This window comes from Skermanella sp. TT6 (assembly GCF_016653635.2).
GTDB classification, from domain to species: domain Bacteria; phylum Pseudomonadota; class Alphaproteobacteria; order Azospirillales; family Azospirillaceae; genus Skermanella; species Skermanella cutis.
Genome location: NZ_CP067420.1, coordinates 117501 through 134595, shown reverse-complemented (window position 1 = coordinate 134595; position 17095 = coordinate 117501). Strand labels below are relative to the sequence as shown.

Genomic DNA, 17095 nt, shown 5'->3' with positions numbered 1-17095 from the left:
TGCCGCGGATTCCTGTTTACGCCGCTTTGCGTTCAGGCCGGAAATGAATAGGCTCTTCCTGTCTTCAACAGGTTGACCATGTCAGACCAGAACCGAAACGCTTGCGACACTTCCGACCGCCGGCCCAACCACGACTATGCTCCATCCGTCGATGCGACGGGCGAGCCCGGGATCGTGGCCGTGGACGGACGCGGCCTGATATCGTCATGGAACATGTCCGCAGCTGCGCTGCTGGCCGATGCCGGTGCGCTGCTCGCCCTCGAGATGCCGTTCGGCCGTCTGGAAAGCGAGGCGCGCAAGTCGTGCGGCATCGCTTTCAGGCATCACTCCATGGCAGACGGAGGGCTGGTCTGCCTGTGCGACCCGGTACCGTCCGCCGCCGGCCAGGCTCCGTCGCCGCCCGGCGGTTCCGTGACGCAGGGTCTGGTCCACGGCCTGCTCGCCCAGGTGACGGATTCCTTCGCGTTCACCCGCAATCCGCTGCCGCTCTGGATCTTCGACCCCGATACGCTTGCCTTCGTCGCGGTAAACGATGCCGCGGTATCGCGCTATGGCTACCCGCGCGAGCGCTTCCTGGGCATGCGGATCTCCGATATCCGCCCGCCGGAGGACGCGCCCCGGCTGCTGGAAATGCTGGCCGACCGGTCCGTCCCCGGCGAGTCGGGGCAATGGCGCCACCTGCTGGCCGACGGCACGGTGATCGACGTGCTGGTCACGTCGGTATGGTTCACGCTCGGCAGGCGCACGCTGTGCATGGCCGCCGTCCAGGACATCACCGACCATTGCCGGCTGGAGGAGAGCCTTCTGGAGGCCCGGATCGAAGCCGAGCGGTCCAACCGGGCCCGCAGCCGCTTCTTCGCCGTGGCCAACCACGATCTCCGGCAGCCGCTCGCCGCGCTCTCCCTGTTCGTCGGCGCCCTGGAGAACCGGCTCAAGGACCCGACCAGCCGCGACATCCTGCGCGCCATGAACACCGCCCTGGCGACCATCAAGAACCTGGTGGACGCCCATCTGGACATCGCCCGTATCGATGCCGGGACCCTGCGGGTCGAACCTGTCGGCCATTCGGTCAACGGGCTGCTGACCCGCATGGCGCTGGAATTCGCCGGGCCGGCCCGCCAGAAGGGATTGACCCTGCATGTCGCCCCCTGCTCCGCCGTGATCCGCAGCGACCGCGACCTGCTGGAGCGGATCCTGCGCAACCTGCTGTCCAATGCCGTGCGCTATACATCGTCCGGCCGCATCCTGCTGGGCTGCCGCCGCCAGGGCGGCCGGCTGCGGATCGAGGTCTGGGACACGGGGCCGGGCATCCCGGCGGATCAGCTCGACATCATCTTCGAGGAATTCTATCGCGGCAACACGCCGAGCACGTCGGAGTCGGCCGGGTTCGGCCTTGGCCTCTCCATCGTGGACCGACTGTCGCGCCTGCTGGACCATTCCCTGAGCGTACGGTCGCGGGAGGGCAAGGGATCCGTCTTCGCGATCACGGTGCCGATGGAGGGCGAGGCGGAAGTCCGGGCCGAACCGGTCCATGCTCCGGCGCGGCCGGACGACCTGGGCCGCCCCCGCGTGCTGGTGATCGAGGACGATGTCATCGTGCTGCAGGCGCTCGAGCTTCTTCTCGACCAATGGGGCTGCGATGTGACGGCGGCGTCCGGCTATGACGAGGCCGTGGAGGGTGTATCGGGCCAGGCAGATCCGCCCGACCTGGTGATCGCCGATTTCCGCCTGTCCGGCCCGGCCAGCGGAATCGTCGCGATCCGGCAGATCGCCAAGATGCTCGACGTGGATCTTCCCGGCTTGATCATCACCGGCGACACCGACCCGCGCTGCCTTAAGGAAGCCCGGCTGAGCGGCTATCCGCTCCTGCACAAGCCCGTCTCGGCGCTTGCGCTGCGTGCCGCCGTGGCCAGCCTGCTGGGACGGGATCGGCTGCGCGACGGCGTAGAGTGACGCCCGACCGGGGCGCCGGAGCCGCGAGGACGGCACGGCGGCCCCTGTCGCGGTTCCGGCTTCCCGTCGGGAGGATGCCGATCAGGAATTGATCGTCAGGTTCTGGATCGACGTGTTGTCGCTGACGTCGCCGCCCAGCGCACCGTACGCCGAGGAGTCGGAGGTCGCGTCGCCGCCCGATCCCATGCCGCCGGTCGCGAAACCGCCGCCCATGCCCATGCCCATGCCGCCGCCGCCGCTTCCGGCCCCGCCGAACGCGCCCGAGGCGCTTCCCGAATGGCCGACCGCTTCGCCGCCGCCCTTGCCGCTTTGCTCGACGCCGACCGACGCGCCGCCCGGAATTCCGCTCATTGCCATGAAGACTCTCCTGTTGTCCGACGTTTTCGGGGGCCGGCCGCGTGCCGGTGCGTTCCCCGCTGGCGGAGGGTTCACTGCAACGCCCATGCCACGAAAGGGTTACCCATTTCAGGTGCGGATCGGCAGGATTTCCCCCGCTGCCCCGGCCGCGGGATCGCAGCGGCCGGGTTCCGGGCGTCCAGTAATTCGGACGGCGTCAAGCAAACATGGATGTCCCCGCCCCGGACGTCGGTCAATCCCGCCGGCGGGCCGAGGCGGGCTCGCGGAAGATGAACAGGTCGCGGTCGAGCTGGACGCCGACCTGCGGGTTGAGCAGGGCCACTTCGGTGGTCAGTCCCTGGGGGTCCACGATGCGCCACTTGCGCAGCCGCAACGGCGCGTCCTCGAACACCAGCGTCAGCGTACCGGCCCCCGGCTCGCTGGTCTGCACGACGGAAACCTCGATGACGTTGGCTTCGCGGACGAAGTCGGTGACGGTGATGTCGCCGCTGAGGCGCAGCTTGTCGCGCAGGATGATGTCGGCCATGGTGGAGCCGATCGGTGCGCTGCTCTGCTGCTTCAGCTCGTCATCCCAGTAGAAGACGAACCATCCGTCGGCCACGATGAAGTCCCGGATCGGAGGCTCGTACTCCAGCCGCATCCGGTTGGGCCGCGACAGCCAGAGCGTGCCCCTGACCAGCGAACCGTCGCCGCCGGCCTGGACGAAATCCGACTTCAGCGTCCTGACGCCGCCGAGATACTGCTCGATCCGGGCGATGTCTTCCTTCTCCGCCTGGGTGAGGCCGGCTGCCGGCGCGGCATGGAGGATCGAGGGGGCTGCCAGCGGCGCGAGGGCGAGGCCGGCGGCAAGCACGAGGGGGCGTAGCAAGGCTTTCATGCTCCAAGATATGCTCATCCGCCGGGGCCGAAAAAGGGCGGCGAGAGGGCTTTTTCACAATCCCCCGCGCCGCCGCCCTATTCCTCCGCCTCGTCGGATCGGCCGAGCACCTCGCGCTTGCCGACATGGTTGGCCTGGCTGACGACGCCCTCCTGCTCCATGCGTTCGACCAGGCGGGCCGCCTTGTTGTACCCGATCTGGAGATGGCGCTGGACGAAGCTGGTGGAGCATTTGCGCTCGCGCAGCACCAGCGCCACCGCCTTGTCGTAGAGCTCGTCGCCCGATCCGGGCCGGCCGCCCGCGTCGTCGTCGAAGCCGCCGCCGGAGAGCTCCTCCTCGTCCTCGGTGATCGACTCCATGTAGTTGGGCTCGCCCTGGCTGCGCAGGAAACTGACCACATGCTCGACCTCGTCGTCGCGCACGAAGGGTCCGTGGACGCGGGTGATGCGGCCGCCGCCGGCCATGTAGAGCATGTCGCCCTGGCCGAGCAGCTGCTCGGCGCCCTGTTCGCCCAGGATGGTGCGGCTGTCGATCTTGCTGGTGACCTGGAAGCTGATGCGGGTCGGGAAGTTGGCCTTGATGGTGCCGGTGATCACGTCGACCGACGGCCGCTGGGTCGCCATGATCAGGTGGATGCCGGCGGCCCGCGCCATCTGCGCCAGACGCTGGATCGCCGCCTCGATGTCCTTGCCCGCCACCAGCATCAGGTCGGCCATCTCGTCCACCACCACCACGATGTAGGGCAGCTCGGTCAGGTCGATCGGCTGGTCCTCGAAGATCGGCTTGCCGGTGTCGGGATCGAACCCGGTCTGCACCCGGCGGGTCAGCACCTCGTTGTTCTTCTTGGCCTCGCGCAGGCGGGCGTTGTAGCCCTCGATGTTGCGGACGCCCAGCTTCGACATGGAGCGGTAGCGGCTCTCCATCTCGCGCACGGTCCATTTCAGGGCCACGACCGCCTTCTTCGGGTCGGTCACCACCGGGGTCAGCAGGTGCGGGATGCCCTCGTAGATCGACAGCTCCAGCATCTTGGGGTCGATCATGATGAAGCGGCACTTGTCCGGCGGCAGGCGATAGAGCAGCGACAGGATCATGGTATTGATCGCGACCGACTTGCCCGACCCGGTTGTGCCGGCGACCAGCAGGTGCGGGAAGCGGGCGAGGTCGGCGATCACCGGCTGGCCGCCGATGTCCTTGCCGAGCACCAGGGCCAGCTTGGCGGCCGACCGCTCGTAGCTCTCCGCCGCCAGCAGCTCGCGTAGCAGCACCATCTCCCGCCGGGCGTTGGGCAGCTCGATCCCGATCACGTTGCGGCCGGGAACCACGGCGACACGGACCGACACAGCGCTCATCGACCGGGCGATGTCGTCGGCCAGCCCGATGACCCGGGACGACTTGGTGCCGGGCGCCGGCTCCAACTCGTACAGGGTGACGACGGGGCCGGGATGGACCTTCTGGATTTCGCCGCGGACGCCGAAATCGCCCAGGACGCCTTCCAGCATCACCGCGTTCTGCCGCAGGGCATCGTCGTCGAGGGTGCTCGGCTTGGCCGAGGGATCGGGCTCCTGGAGCAGGTCCAGAGGCGGCAGCTCGTAGTCGGTTTCCGGGAACAGTTCGAGCATCGGCTCGCGCTGGCCGGACGGCTTGCCGGCCACCGGCTTCGGCCCGGGCGTGGGCTTGACCACGGAAACCGGCCTGGGCGGCTTGGGGGGGTCGTCGACACCGTCGTCGCCGAGGTCGGCACCGGTTTCCGGATCGTCGGCCTCCCCGTCGTCCAGGCGCGGCGGCTTGCGGACTCCGCGCGTGGACCGGGACCTGGGCGGGCGGGCATCGGCTTCCGCCTCGTCCTCCCCATCCGGCCGGCCGAAGCCGAACAGCCCCGCCAATCCCCCCGGCCCGCCAAGGCCGCCGAGGCCGGGGCGGTCGCGCAGCAGGCCGGAAGCCTCGCGCGCCGCCTGTCCGGCCCTGCCGCCGGCCTCCCGGGCGCCGCGCCCGGCGGCGCCGACGGCCCAGCCCACGCTGCGGGCGCCGTCGCGCCAGTCGCGGAGCGAGAGGCCGAGGGCCACGATGACCGAGACGACCGAGACGCCGCCCGAGATCGTCGCGAGCAGGGGCCGGTCCAGTCCCTCGATCAGCCCACCGGTCAGCCTGGAAAGCGCCGTCAGCAGGATGTCGCCGGCGGTACCGCCGAGATGGCCGTGGGTGAGCTGCCATCCGGGAAACGCCGGGACCTGGGCGAAGAAGGTCGAGGCCGTCAGCACGCCGACGACCGTCATCAGGACCCGCAGCACGATCCGGCTCAGCCCCCGGTGGCTCATGATCCGGAGTCCCCACGCCATGACGATGGCGCCCAGAAGGTAGGAGGCGATGCCCAGCCACTGCATCAGCAGGTCGGCGGCATAGGCGCCGGTCAGACCGAGCACGTTGCCGATCTTCGGGTTGGCCTCCGGGTTGACCGCGGTGTTCCAGGAGGGGTCGCCCCGATCGTAGGTCAGCAGCACCAGGACGAGCAGCAGCCCGATGGAGGTCAGGGCCAGGCCGACGCCCTCGACCGCCCGCTGCCGGATGAAGTCCCGGGCCGCCGGAGGAAGCAGCGGCGCCTTGGCGCGGCCCCCGACGGACCGGCCGCCGGACGCCCCGGCGGTCCGTCCGGTGCCGGCCCTGCCGGCGGAACCGGGGCCGGCGGAACCGCGGCCGGCGGTGGACCGCCCACCGGAAACGCCGCCGGACGGGGCGGCGGAACTTGATGCGGCGGTACGGGACGCCATGGGGACCTTGCTCTTCCTTGGTGCTGCGCGGGGTCTTGCCGGGTCAGGTTTAGAGGATTTTGGCGATCCGTGTACAGGCTTCCGCGACCGTGGCGGCATCATGGACCAATGCTATACGAATAAAGGAGGAGCCGCGGTTGACGCCGTCGGCATCGGGGCGGGTGAGATAGGCGCCGGGGAGTACCTTGATGCCTCCCTCCCGCCACAGGGTGGCGGCGGCGGCCTCGCCGTCGCCCACGTCGAGCCAGAGGAAGAATCCGCCGGCCGGCCGGTAGAAGCCGAATCGCCCGTCCAGGGCGGACTCGGCGGCGTCGAACTTCGCGCGGTAGAGGGCCCGGTTCTCGACCACGTGGACGTCGTCGTCCCACAGCGCCGCCGCGGCCGCGAGGGCCGGCAGCGGCGTGCCGGCGATCGAGTAGCTGCGCAGGCGGGAGAACAGGGCGATCAGGTCGGGGTCCCCCGCCACGAACCCGGACCGCAGGCCCGCGGCGTTCGACCGCTTGGACAGAGAGTGGAAGACCAGCAGGTTGGCAAGCCCGCCGCCCGACGCTTCCCCCCGCGCCTGCAGGGCCGCCGCCACTTCCAGCACGCCGGTCGGCGCCTCGGCGTCGTAGATCTCGGCGTAGCATTCGTCGACCGCCAGGACGAAACCGTGCCGGCGCGCAAGACCGATCGCGCGCGTCAGATAGGACCGGTCGGCGACGGCGCCCTGGGGGTTGGACGGCGTGCACAGATAGAACAGCGCCGTGCGGTCCAGCAGTTCGGGCGACAGCGCGTCCAGGTCGGGCAGGAAACCGGTCTCGCGGGTGGTGGTGAGGAACACCGCTTCGGCCCCGGCCATGACGGCCGCCCCCTCGTAGGCCGCGTAGAACGGGTTGGGCAGCAGCACGGCCGGCCTCATGCCGGCCTTCGATTCCGGCACGGCGAGCAGGGCCGCCAGGAACAGCGCCTCCCGCGTGCCGGCGACCGGCAGCACCATGCGGTCCGGCTCGACCATGCCGGCGGGGAGGCCGTAGCGCCGGTCGAGCCAGCGGGCGGCGGCCGCCCGGAACTCCGGCGTGCCCGCGACCGGAGGGTATTTGCCCCAGAGATGCGCCTGGGTGCGCAGCACCTCGTCGATCAGGGCGGGCGGCGCGTGCTGCGGCTCCCCGACCGACATGACGACGGGCTCCGCGTTCGCGCGCGGCGTGATCCCGGCCAGCAGCGCGGCAAGCCGGGTGAAGGGATAATCGCTCAACCGGCCGAGCCGATCGTTCACGAGCGGAGAAGACAGCATGCCGGTCGATCCCGGAGGTTCGTACAAAACGTAAACGAGTGTAGCCGCGGCATGCCGCGCGTACAAGCGGGGGCCTCGCAGAAAGAAGGCCCGGCGGAACTGCCATTCCGCCGGGCCACCCCACTCCGACCCGCCCCGCTCCCATCCGCCGGGAGCCGCCGGCGGGACGACCGCCCTCCTTAGAGCGCCTCTCCGTTGGTTTCGCCGGTGCGGATGCGTACGGCCTGGGCGATCTCGAGGACGAAGATCTTCCCGTCGCCGATCCGGCCGGTGTTGGCGGCCTTCTGGATCGCTTCGACGACCTGCTCCGCCAGTTCGTCGGTGACCGCGACCTCCACCTTTACCTTGGGCAGGAAGCTGACCGAATACTCGGCGCCGCGGTAGATCTCGGTCTGTCCCTTCTGCCGGCCGAATCCCTTGACCTCGCTGACCGTCAGGCCCTGGATGCCCAGCGACGTCAGGGACTCGCGCACCTCGTCGAGCTTGAACGGTTTGATGATCGCCACTATGAGTTTCATGAACTGTTTTCCCTTGTTCTCATCGCCGAACGAAGCCCGTCCGCTGGTCCCCCGCGCGGCCCCCAGCCGGGCGGCCGTCCGGTGGTCCGCATGCGACCCCACTGGCCTGCAGGTTTTCAAGAAGCATGCCGGGCGGGCATATCCCGCGAAAGTCTCACGGATGCCGCCATCCACCTATGGCTTTCGGAATGGCTGCTTATTTCATGGACGAAGTACGCCTATTTTTTGAGCAATCAAGAACCGGCTGCGCCATAAAGACACGCTGGACATCCGGTTCGGGCGGGACGATTTTCAAGGACATGACGATATCAGATCCCGTACGGCCCGCGACGGCCGCACAAAGCACCGACTCCGCCGACCTGACGACGGAGGTGGTGATCGTGGGCGGCGGCCTGGCCGGCCTGACCCTGGCGGCGGCCCTGGCGACCGCCGGCGTGCTGGTGGTATGCCTGGACCGCGACACTCCGCCCGCGCAGATGGAGACGGACTTCGACGGCAGGACGACCGCGCTGGCCTTCTGCTCCAAGCAGGTGCTGGACGGTGCCGGGGTCTGGCGCCACATGGCCGACGACGCCGAGCCGATCCTGGACATCCGGGTGGTCGACCAGGAGTCGCCCCTGTTCCTCCACTACGACCACCAGGACGTCGGCATCGGCCCGTTCGGCTGGATCGCGGACAACATCGTCATTCGCCGCGCCCTTTTCGCCCGCATCGCCGAACTGCCAGGGCTGCGTCACATCGCCCCGGCCGCCGTCACCCGGATCGAGCGCGACGCCCGCGCCGCGAAGGTCTTCCTGGCCGACGGGCGGACCGTGACGGCGAAGCTGGTGATCGGCGCCGACGGCCGGAACTCGCTCTGCCGCCGGTCGGCCGGCATCGGCGTGACGACCTGGACCTATGATCAGAGCGCCATGATCTGCAACATCGCGCACGACCTGCCCCATGGCGGCGTCGCGGTCGAGAAGTTCCTGCCCGGCGGCCCCTTCGCGATCCTGCCGCTGACCGGCAACCGCTCGTCCATCGTCTGGAGCGAGCGGAAGTCCCTGGTGCCGACCTTCATGGGCCTGTCGGACGAGGCCTTCACCGCGGAACTCCAGCGGCGGATCGGCACTTGGCTGGGGCCGGTGCGGGTGGTGACCAGGCGGTCGGCCTGGCCGCTGTCGGTGCTCCATGCCGAGCGCTATGTCGCGCAGCGCCTGGCGCTGGTCGGGGAGGCGGCCCATGCGATGCACCCGATCGCCGGCCAGGGGTTGAACATGGGCCTGCGCGACGTGGCGGCGCTGGCCGAGGTGATCGTCGACACCCACCGGCTCGGCCTCGACATCGGCGGGGCGGAACCGCTGGCTCGCTATCAGCGCTGGCGCCGGTTCGACAACTTGACGCTGATCACCGTGACCGACCTGCTGACCCGCCTCTTCTCCAACGATTTCGGACCCCTGAAGCTGGCGCGCGACATCGGCATGGCGGCGGTCAACCGCATGCCTCCGCTGAAAAAGTTCTTCATGCGCCATGCCATGGGGATGGTCGGCGAGCTTCCGCGGATGATCCGGGGAGAGCCCCTGTAGGGCCCTCCCCGGCGGCGCCGCGTCCCGGGTGCGGCAACGGACGGATCCCTGCCTTTTACGAACATTTAAAACTTGGGAGGCAAAAATTGCCTGGGGGCATCTTTTGCCCGCAGGAGAATCCTGCCCGTGGGAAATTTCTTCCGCCCGGCGGTCAGCAGAGAAGCTCGGAGGCTTCGCCATGTCGCTCTCGATCCATACCAACGCCGTCCAGATGTCGGCCCTGCGATCGCTCAGCATGGCGGCGGAATACACCAAGGCGGCAGAGGCGCGGCTCGCGACCGGCAAGAACATCGTCGACGCGTACACCGACGGCGCGGCCTTCGCCGTATCCGTCCGGATCGACACGAACGTCAAGGCGATCAATGCCGTGAACGAGCGGCTGAACGCCACCAAGGACTCGATCTTCCGCACGACCGAGGGCGTATCGGTGATGTCGTCGCTGACCGCGCAGGTACGCAAGACGCTGGTCAAGCTGGCCGACAGTTCCCTGGTCGGCGTCGAGCGGGAAAATTACGAGATCCGCTACAAGCGCTATGCCGCGGAGATCCTGGACCACTACAACGGGCTGATGAAGGACGGCACCTCGCTGGTGTCGGACGGGGAGTTCTACAACAGCATCTATACCGCCCCGCACAAGGTGGTCAGCAATGTGGATGGCCGGCAGACGACGGTCGGCGACTGGGACCCGACCGGCGGCAGCCTCACCCTTTCCGGCTTCACCGATCCGAACGGCACCTCTGGCGCCCGCAACAAGGAGGACATCGCCCAGGCCTGGCGGCAGGTCTTCCTCGACACCGGGCAGAACCTCGTGCAGAACGGCCGGGGTTTTCCGTCCGAGCAGCAGGTCATCCCGACCCCCGACGCGGCCCGGGCCGCCGCCATGATCGACGACAGCGGCAGCAGCCCTTACCGGCTGTCCCAGCTCGAGGACTCGCTGAGCCGGGTGATGAACGGCCTGTTCAAGGACCTGCGCAGCATCGACAACTATATCAGCTTCAACAACGACGTCGCCGCCGCCTCGGAAGGCGGGCTGGGCGCCATACAGGACGCCGACATGACGAAGGAGAGCGCCCGGTTCGAGGCGTTCAAGGTCCGTCAGGAGATGGCGCGGCAGGGTCTGGCGATCGTCCAGGCCAGCAACAGGGCGGTCCTGAGCCTGCTGATCTGAGCGGCGCCGATCCCGGCCGCTTGCGCCGCCAGGGATGGACGGTCCGGAAATTCGCCCCAATTCCAGAGCAACAACAAGGGTGCCCAAAACGTTGGCACGGGGCTGACCCCAACCATGTCAGCCGCACGGAGCGGCTGAGCCTGGAACGTTGTTGCTTGAGGAGACGTCGTAATGAGGAAGTTGCTCGCCGCCTGTTCCGGTTGCCTGATGGTAGCCGCCGTTTCCACGGCCCTGCTGTCCGCCGGACCCGCCCGGGCGCAGGATGCCGAAGCCGGCAAGAGGGTGTTCAACCAGTGCCGCGCATGCCATGTGGTGGATCAGGAAACCAACCGCGTCGGTCCCCATCTGGTCGGGCTGATCGGCCGCAAGGCCGGGTCTGTCGAGGGGTTCAAGTATTCCGAGGCCCTCCAGAACGCCGATATCACCTGGGATGACGAAAGCCTGTCCAAGTACCTGAAGGACCCGAAGGGCTTCATCCCGGGGAACAAGATGGCCTTCGCGGGCGTCCGCAAGGACGAGGATCTCGCCAACCTGATCGCCTATCTCAAGGCGGAAACCGCCAAGTGACGGTGCGTCGACCCGGCCGCAGCGCCGGGTCGAAATCTTTCCGGCCCGGGGTGACGCCTATGGGCGAGCGGAAGTGTCGGCGAGCCGATGGTCGGACGGTTCGGAGGGCGCCCGGCGTGGCGGCGGATCGTCGGATCGGATATGGACCGAGAACCAGCCGGGCTTGCGGAACAGCCAGGGGAACCTGATCCGGTCGCACAGTTTCGCCAGGATGATCGGCAGGACGATGCCGCCCAGCGTCGAGCCGACCACCAGGAGCACCGGATTGCCCAGGCCCAGCTTGGACAGGATGACGCGGGAGCCCGCGGTGGCGATGGTGTGGGATACGAAGATCGGCAAGGAATAGCTGCCGGCGTAGAGGAACAGCCCATCCAGCTTCCGGTCAGAGAGCACGACGCACAGCGCGATCATGGCGAAGATGGCGAACATGACGACCGCCAGCCGGACGATCTGGACATGCCGGAGATCGGCATAGATCAGCGCGAAGGTCACCGCGATGAACAGCGGCACCAGCACCATCGCATGGGTCGAGGTGATCTGCCGCGCGCGGTCCAGGATCATCTGCGAGCCGTAATAGCCCATCAGGAAAAAGACATAGTTGCTGGTGAAGCGGTCCACCACGTAGACCCCGCTGTTCACGTGCGCCACCGCCAGGCCGCCGGCCAGGGCCAGCACGACGAAGTAGGGAACCGGGCGAAGAAGCCGCGTGACGACGAAGAAGGCCAGCAGGACATAGACGAACCACAGCACGTTGATCGGCTGGTAGGCGATCAGGAGGATCGCATAGGGATCGATGCTCTGGTTGCCGATCCCTCCGGTCAGCAATCGGAACACGTACTGGATGACGCACCAGACCAGATACACATAGACGAAATGCAGGACCGTCCGGTTGACGAACTGATCCAGGGGGCGGGCGATGCTGCGGAAAGCGAAGATGCCTGAAACGAAGAAGAACAAAGGCATCCTGAAAAGGCTGAAAAACTCATTGTTGTAGAAGAAGAACGTCGGGTTTATCCCGACAGCCGCATCAACGCCGAACATGGCATGGCCATAAACCACCAGGCAAATCGTGATGCCTTTGGCACATTGGACCCACGCGACCGTCTCGTCACTCATAGGATTTCTCAAATCTGGCAATTAGACCCCTGGAAGAGCCTGGACTGTGGCATGTCCGACGTCACTTCGCACGGTGGTTTGCGGAGTGCCACCAACGTTCCCGATCGCGACCATCAGATAGATGGAATCCCGGTTCAGGTCGGTCTCGCCGAATAATGGCGGAATCATGGACCTGCCCGTGCGGCGCAACACAAGCTGACAACGCCGTGGGCATTCGGCTTACCCGGATGATCGCTGCCGCCGCAGCCGGCGCTTCGCTATTATCCTGGAGATGAGTACTGGCGGTTTTCGATGGTCCCCCGCGGCGTTTATCGGCAGGGCATCGATCGACTGAATGGCATTGCATGACCGATTTTCAATTCTACCTGATGCGCAACCTGGAGCGGGTCTTCTGCGTCCTGGCGCTCATGGTCCTGGCGGGGGCGCTGGCCCCGTACCTGTTCGCGTTCCGGTCGGGCATCGAGATGAACCGCGACTTCGCGGACGAGGTCGATTCCGGCAACATCAAGTTCCAGGCCGCGACGCTGACGATCTACTCGATCGGGCTGCTCTACATCCTTGCCGAACGCGTCCGCCTGCCGAAGCTGCTGATCGGGAACTGGGCCCTCCTGGCACTGACCGGCCTGGCCCTGTTTTCGGCCCTGTGGTCCTATTATCCCGACGCGACCTTCCGGCGGGCGGTCGCCCTGGCCCTGACGACCACCTTCGCCTTCTATCTTGTCCTGCGGTACACGCCCCGCGAGTTGATGGAGCTGGTGGGCTGGGCCCTGATGCTGGGAGCGGTGCTGTCGCTGATCCTGGTGATCCTGTATCCCACCTCGACCATCCACCAAGGTCCGCCGCTGGGGGGAAGCTGGCTCGGGTCTTTCGGCCACAAGAACAGGCTTGGCCGCATGATGGCGCTGGGCGTCATCATCTTCAGCCTGCTGATGATGGAGCGGGGCGGCAAGCAGCGCTGGTTCACCTGGGCGGGCCTGGGGATGTGCGCCTTCATGCTGGCCATGTCGCAGTCCCGGACGGCCTGGATCACGACCGTGGTGCTGCTGCTTCTGATCTACGTGCTGCGGTTCCTGCGCGGTGCACGATTGCCCATGTCGCTCCGCGTCGGGTCGCTGCTGATCCTCGGCTTCGCGATGGTCATGGCGGTCACGCAGTTCCTCGTGGTGGGCCTGGAGGCGGTCGGCCGCGACCTGACCTTCACCGGACGCACCACCATCTGGACCCACGCGATCACCGCCGGCATGAACCATTCCATGCTGGGAGCGGGATACCGGGCCTTCTGGACCCCGGAAGGTGCCAGCTATGTGTATGCGCGCATCTGGGCGACGATCGGCAACGGCCACAACGGCTATCTGGACGTCTGGCTGGAACTGGGCTTCGTCGGCTTCGGGCTGTTCCTGGTGGTGTTCTTCACCGGCATCAAGCGGGCCTATTCCCGCCTGATCGGAAGCAACGACATCGCCGGCCTGTTCTACATGCTGCTGATGATCTACACGCTGATCTACAGCATGACGGAGAAATTCCTGCTGGAGCAGAGCGAGCTGACCTGGACGCTGATCATGGTCACCCTGCTCTACCTCACGCCCCGCCGGGCGATGGCAACGGAACGGCGGAACGCGCCGGTGCCATCGGGCGCGGGGCGTCCCCTGCAAGGTTATCCCGCACCGGGCGAGTAGGCCCCCGCGGGAGGCGTACGCGACGTACAGGGTGGATTCAGCCCGCCGTGTACGTCGCGTAGCAATTGGGAGTTTCCCAGACGGTCACGCGGTCCAGCACCGCCAGGCCGTCGCTCCGCGCCTCGACCGCGGGCGCCAGGCGCTCGAACCAGTGCCTGGCGAGCCATTCCGCCGTGGGCGGGTAAGGGAGCACATAGAGTTTCTGGCCGAACGCGGTATCGGCCGTCTGCACGTAGCCCCGGTCGCGGACCTGCCCCGCCAGCCGGTCGAGCCAGTCGGCGGGACGGATGCCGGGTGGCGCGAACATCGACAGGATCTGGTGATCCGCAAGGTCGAGGATCAGTCCGTGGTCGCAGGGAGCGTCGATGTGGGCCATCATTTCCTCCTTGAGGAAACCGAAGTCCAGGACCATCCCCGCCTGCTCGCCGTCGGCCCGCAGGTCGCCGGAGGCGGTCCGGCAGCAGGCCTCGACCAGATAGCGGTGACCGTGGAGGTGACGGCATTTGGATCCGTGGCTGGCGATCCGATGGCCGGCGTCGATGCCGATCTGTCGCGTGACCGTGAAACCCATCGGGGCTGTACTCCATCATGGCGAACAGCGAAAAGCCCGGATCGTGAGATCCGGGCTTTTCGCTGGGACTTGGTTGCGGGGGCAGGATTTGAACCTGCGACCTTCAGGTTATGAGCCTGACGAGCTACCGGGCTGCTCCACCCCGCGTCAGGGCGACGGACATGCGGGAGAATTCGTGACGGTTTGCTTGTCCTTGAAGCGCACGGGCGATTGGTGGACCTGGCGGCGACCTACTCTCCCACGTCTTGAGACGCAGTACCATTGGCGCGGAGGGTTTTCACGGCCGAGTTCGGGATGGGATCGGGTGCGGGCCCCTCGCTATGACCACCAGGTCGACCAAGCGCCCGGGTGCTTCGAGGTAAGTGATGAGGATGTGTGATGCGTCTTCGACGGATGCTTGTTGTGCGGGCTTTCTGCTGCGCATGACGCGCGCAGTCGGGATCAAGCCGCTCGAGCGATTAGTAAGGCTTAGCTTCACGCGTTGCCGCGCTTCCACACGCCTCCTATCGACGGGATGGTCTATCCCGGCTCTAAGGGGAGTGCTTGTTTCGAGGGGGGTTTCCCGCTTAGATGCTTTCAGCGGTTATCCCGTCCGCACTTAGCTACCCGGCGATGCGGCTGGCGCCACAACCGGTACACCAGAGGTGCGTCCATCCCGGTCCTCTCGTACTAGGGACAGCGCCTCTCAGCACTCCGACACCCACGGCAGATAGGGACCGAACTGTCTCACGACGTTCTAAACCCAGCTCACGTACCACTTTAATCGGCGAACAGCCGAACCCTTGGGACCTGCTCCAGCCCCAGGATGTGATGAGCCGACATCGAGGTGCCAAACCTCCCCGTCGATGTGGACTCTTGGGGGAGATCAGCCTGTTATCCCCGGCGTACCTTTTATCCGTTGAGCGATGGCCCTTCCACGCGGGACCACCGGATCACTATGGCCGACTTTCGTCTCTGCTCGACTTGTCGGTCTCGCAGTCAGGCTGGCTTATGCCATTGCACTCGTCGAGCGATTTCCGACCGCTCTGAGCCAACCTTCGCGCGCCTCCGTTACTCTTTGGGAGGCGACCGCCCCAGTCAAACTCCCCGCCATGCAGGGTCCCGGCTCCCGGTTCAGGGAGCGCGGTTAGATGCCAGAGATCCCAAGGGTGGTATTTCAAGGATGGCTCCGCGCAAGCTGGCGCCTGCGGTTCATAGCCTCCCACCTATCCTACACATGGGAACCCTGGCACCACTGCAAAGCTGGAGTAAAGGTGCACGGGGTCTTTCCGTCTGACCGCGGGTACTCCGCATCTTCACGGAGAATTCAATTTCGCTGAGTTGGTGTTGGAGACAGCGGGGAAGTCGTTACGCCATTCGTGCAGGTCGGAACTTACCCGACAAGGAATTTCGCTACCTTAGGACCGTTATAGTTACGGCCGCCGTTTACCGGGGCTTCAGTTCGGAGCTTGCACCCCTCCCTTTAACCTTCCGGCACCGGGCAGGCGTCAGACCCTATACGTCGTCATGCCAGACTTCGCAGAGCCCTGTGTTTTTAGTAAACAGTCGCCACCCCCTGGTCTGTGCCCCCCGCCCCCGCTTGCGCGGGAACGGGGCCCTCTTCTCCCGAAGTTACGAGGGTAATTTGCCGAGTTCCTTCAACACCATTCTCTCAAGCGCCTGGGTATGCTCTACCTGTCCACCTGTGTCGGTTTCGGGTACGGTCTGTATGGCAGGGCTGTTTCCAGGAACCCCTCCAGCGCACGGCCAATCCGATAAGGCCGTACGCACTTCGGGATTCGTCACCTCTGCCAGGCCCTGGAATATTAACCAGGTTCCCATCGACTACGCCTTTCGGCCTCGCCTTAGGGGCCGGCTCACCCTGCGCGGATTAACCGTGCGCAGGAACCCTTGGACTTCCGGCGAGAGTGTTTCTCACACTCTTTGTCGCTACTCATGTCAGCATTCTCACTTCCGATACCTCCAGATGGCCTCGCGGACATCCTTCGCAGGCTTACGGAACGCTCCGCTACCGCGCTGGGATCGAAGATCCCGGCACCCGCAGCTTCGGTGGGTGGCTTGAGCCCCGGTACATTTTCGGCGCAGGCCGGCTTGTCTAGACCAGTGAGCTATTACGCTTTCTTTAAAGGATGGCTGCTTCTAAGCCAACCTCCTGGTTGTCATGGCCTTCCCACATCCTTTCCCACTTAGCCACCACTTGGGGACCTTAGCTGGCGGTCTGGGCTGTTTCCCTCTTGACGATCGACCTTAGCACCGACCGTCTGTCTGCCGGACTGTGCTCCACGGTATTCGGAGTTTGGTTAGGTTTGGTAAGCGGTGAGGCCCCCTAGCCCATCCAGTGCTCTACCCCCGTGGGCAACCATCCGACGCGCTACCTAAATAGCTTTCGCGGAGAACCAGCTATTTCCTGATTTGATTGGCCTTTCACCCCTAGCCACAGGTCATCTCCGACTTTTTCAACAGGCGTGAGTTCGGTCCTCCAGTGCGTGTTACCGCACCTTCAACCTGCCCATGGCTAGATCATCAGGTTTCGGGTCTAGAGCATGCAACTGAAACGCCCTGTTCAGACTCGCTTTCGCTGCGCCTCCACCTACCGGCTTAAGCTCGCTGCATACTCTAAGTCGCTGACCCATTATACAAAAGGTACGCCGTCACGGCACAAGGCCGCTCCGACTGCTTGTAGGCA

12 protein-coding genes, 1 tRNA gene and 2 rRNA genes (1 of these 15 running past the window's edge) are annotated in these 17095 nt (G+C 66.2%); 5 read left to right on the top strand and 10 right to left on the bottom strand.

The features are described from left to right. The first annotated feature begins 213 nt into the window (after positions 1–213). A complete protein-coding gene (locus tag IGS68_RS00580) occupies positions 214–1953 on the top strand; it encodes an ATP-binding response regulator (protein ID WP_206379346.1) in 1740 nt (579 codons plus the stop codon). An 81-nt stretch (positions 1954–2034) separates the two neighbouring features. Here IGS68_RS00580 and IGS68_RS00575 read toward each other — a convergent pair whose 3' ends face one another. The 5 genes from IGS68_RS00575 to IGS68_RS00555 all read right to left on the bottom strand — a co-directional run bounded on the left by IGS68_RS00575 (position 2035) and on the right by IGS68_RS00555 (position 7746). Beyond that, positions 2035–2310 (bottom strand): hypothetical protein, encoded by a 276-nt coding sequence (locus tag IGS68_RS00575; RefSeq protein WP_201076514.1) that lies wholly within the window; start codon positions 2308–2310, stop codon positions 2035–2037. A 232-nt stretch (positions 2311–2542) separates the two neighbouring features. Continuing rightward, complete coding sequence (locus tag IGS68_RS00570; protein ID WP_201076512.1) at positions 2543–3187, bottom strand: LolA family protein; 645 nt, start codon at positions 3185–3187, stop codon at positions 2543–2545. Between the two features lie 77 nt (positions 3188–3264). After that, positions 3265–5952, bottom strand: a complete 2688-nt coding sequence (locus IGS68_RS00565; protein WP_247881114.1) for a DNA translocase FtsK — start codon at positions 5950–5952, stop codon at positions 3265–3267. Between the two features lie 49 nt (positions 5953–6001). Then, on the bottom strand, positions 6002–7228 hold the full coding sequence (locus tag IGS68_RS00560; RefSeq protein ID WP_201076510.1) for an aminotransferase class I/II-fold pyridoxal phosphate-dependent enzyme: 1227 nt from the start codon (positions 7226–7228) through the stop codon (positions 6002–6004). A gap of 179 nt (positions 7229–7407) precedes the next feature. Continuing rightward, positions 7408–7746: a P-II family nitrogen regulator gene (locus IGS68_RS00555; protein ID WP_158043445.1), complete on the bottom strand. Its 339-nt coding sequence runs from the start codon at positions 7744–7746 to the stop codon at positions 7408–7410. A 299-nt stretch (positions 7747–8045) separates the two neighbouring features. Between IGS68_RS00555 and IGS68_RS00550 the strand changes: the two genes are divergently transcribed. The 3 genes from IGS68_RS00550 (at position 8046) to IGS68_RS00540 (ending at position 11046) form a co-directional block, all read left to right on the top strand. Beyond that, positions 8046–9311: a UbiH/UbiF/VisC/COQ6 family ubiquinone biosynthesis hydroxylase gene (locus IGS68_RS00550; protein ID WP_201076508.1), complete on the top strand. Its 1266-nt coding sequence runs from the start codon at positions 8046–8048 to the stop codon at positions 9309–9311. 178 nt (positions 9312–9489) lie between these two features. Continuing rightward, the gene (locus tag IGS68_RS00545; RefSeq protein ID WP_201076506.1) at positions 9490–10479 is read left to right on the top strand and encodes a flagellin; all 990 of its coding nucleotides are present in this window, start codon (positions 9490–9492) and stop codon (positions 10477–10479) included. A 171-nt stretch (positions 10480–10650) separates the two neighbouring features. Beyond that, complete coding sequence (locus IGS68_RS00540; protein WP_247881113.1) at positions 10651–11046, top strand: c-type cytochrome; 396 nt, start codon at positions 10651–10653, stop codon at positions 11044–11046. A 57-nt stretch (positions 11047–11103) separates the two neighbouring features. On the opposite strand, the gene IGS68_RS00535 is transcribed toward IGS68_RS00540, so the two are convergent. Further along, on the bottom strand, positions 11104–12162 hold the full coding sequence (locus IGS68_RS00535) for an acyltransferase family protein (RefSeq protein WP_201076504.1): 1059 nt from the start codon (positions 12160–12162) through the stop codon (positions 11104–11106). A 344-nt stretch (positions 12163–12506) separates the two neighbouring features. On the opposite strand from IGS68_RS00535, the gene IGS68_RS00530 reads away from it, so the two are divergent. Further along, positions 12507–13838 carry an O-antigen ligase family protein gene (locus IGS68_RS00530; protein WP_201076502.1) on the top strand — a complete coding sequence of 444 codons (1332 nt, stop codon included), beginning with the start codon at positions 12507–12509 and terminating at the stop codon, positions 13836–13838. A gap of 37 nt (positions 13839–13875) precedes the next feature. Here IGS68_RS00530 and IGS68_RS00525 read toward each other — a convergent pair whose 3' ends face one another. From IGS68_RS00525 to IGS68_RS00510, 4 genes are all read right to left on the bottom strand, one after another. After that, positions 13876–14409 (bottom strand): 6-pyruvoyl trahydropterin synthase family protein, encoded by a 534-nt coding sequence (locus tag IGS68_RS00525; protein ID WP_201076500.1) that lies wholly within the window; start codon positions 14407–14409, stop codon positions 13876–13878. A gap of 70 nt (positions 14410–14479) precedes the next feature. Further along, a tRNA-Met gene (locus tag IGS68_RS00520) sits at positions 14480–14556 on the bottom strand. A 70-nt stretch (positions 14557–14626) separates the two neighbouring features. Further along, positions 14627–14741, bottom strand: a 5S ribosomal RNA gene (gene rrf / locus IGS68_RS00515). 105 nt (positions 14742–14846) lie between these two features. After that, a 23S ribosomal RNA gene (locus IGS68_RS00510) occupies positions 14847–17095 on the bottom strand (it continues 504 nt past the right edge of the window).